A 1,503-nucleotide genomic window follows, 5' to 3' on the forward strand; every position below is an offset into this window, starting at 1 on the left:
GGGCGGCGCCGACGCCGACGCCGACGCCGGTGGCGGTGGCCTCGCCGAAGCGCGCCCGGCCGGCCAGGACGTCGTCGAGCATCGCCTCCAGCCCGGAGACGCTCGCGGCGACGAGGCGCTGAGGGCCGAGCGCGTCGGTGCGCCGCGGATGCAGCGCGTGCGGCAACCACTTCACCCATTCCCACTCCGGCCGCAGGGGTTCGGCGACGCAGCAGGCGACCATCAGGTCGTCGGGGGCATGGAAGGTCGCCGCCTGGCAGACCAGGGCGCGAGCGAGGGCCCGGGCGCGCTCGTCGGCCCCGCGCAGGTGAACCCGGCTGAAACCGTCGAGGGCCATCACGACGGGCAGGTCGGGCACGACGGCGTAGGCGAGCAGGAAGCGGCGCAGGCTGGCCGCGCACATCGGGTCGAGGTCCTCGATCGGCGCGGTCTCGGGCGGGATGAGCGGGGTGGCCAGCTCCGCCGGGCCGACGCCGATGCGCACGGTGGCGAAGTCGGGGTCGGTGGCGCGGCGCTCCCACAGCCGCGGGCTGACGGCGACGGAGGCGAGCGCGTCCGGATCGGGATGGTGGTGGTACAGGGCGCTGCGCTGGCGCGCGATCGTGCGGCGCACGACCCGGCGGCGTTGGGCGAGGTGTCCCATGAAGGCCCGGCGGGCCACCATCATCTGGGTCCGGTCGGGGCCCGAGCCGACCATCGTGAACTGGACGGCGATCATCCCGAGCGTGGACACCCCGAACAGGCCCCCGGCCAGGTACAGCAGCGTGCCGCCGCGACCACCCGAGTACATCAGGGCCATGCCGCCCGCCCCGGCGAGCATCGGCAGCATCATCATCATCTGCGCCCACCGGCGCCCGGTCGGGACCGGCAGCTGCGGCGGAGCCTGCAGCAGCACCTCGCCGGCGGGGTACTCGGGGGCGGGCAGCCGCGAGGGCCGGCGAAGGATGGTGACCGTCATGCCGCTCCTGGTCCTCGTCGGCCGCCCGTCCTCGTCGGGCGCTGGTCCTCGTCGGGCGCTGGTCCTCGTCGCCCGCGCGCCCGGCGACCAGACCGGGGGCGGCGTCGGGCCCTGATCGGCGACGGTCGGGGCTCCGGACCGGAATCGTGGCCACCTTATGTCGAGATGGCCCTATTGTGAGGCGATCTCGGCGGCGTTCTGGCAGTATTTCCGAACGCCGGGCCGGCCGGTGGGTCGCCATCGGCACACCATCCCGAACCCGCCGCCATAACACGGACCGGCGACCGGTCTGCGCGCCACGCGCGTATTCGGAATCGTTTACCCACGTCACGACCGATGAACGTGGCCGGGAAAGGACGGTGAGCGCGGGTGGGCGTCGATGCCGACATCGGGCTCGCCCGGGTTGCCGTCGTGGCTCCGGGCCGGCGGATAGACCTCGCCCTGCCCGAACTCGTTCCGCTGGGAGCGCTGCTGCCGGCGGTGCTGCGCCACGCCGGCGAGGAGGCGCTGGACCGGGCGGGCGGCCGGGGCGGGGGGGGGGGGGG

General features: G+C 74.9%; 1 protein-coding gene and 1 pseudogene. One reads left to right on the top strand and one right to left on the bottom strand.

Going from position 1 to position 1,503, the window contains the following annotated elements; all coding sequences use genetic code 11:
- Positions 1–958: pseudogene (locus ND748_RS31805) on the bottom strand (type VII secretion protein EccC); the annotation flags it as partial.
- A gap of 369 nt (positions 959–1,327) precedes the next feature.
- On the opposite strand from ND748_RS31805, the gene ND748_RS35225 reads away from it, so the two are divergent.
- Positions 1,328–1,503 (top strand): EsaB/YukD family protein (locus ND748_RS35225; protein ID WP_374216088.1); only part of this gene is annotated, 176 nt, incomplete at its 3' end.

Origin of the sequence: Frankia sp. AiPs1 (assembly GCF_023716945.1) — a bacterium.
In the GTDB taxonomy this organism is placed as follows: domain Bacteria; phylum Actinomycetota; class Actinomycetes; order Frankiales; family Frankiaceae; genus Frankia.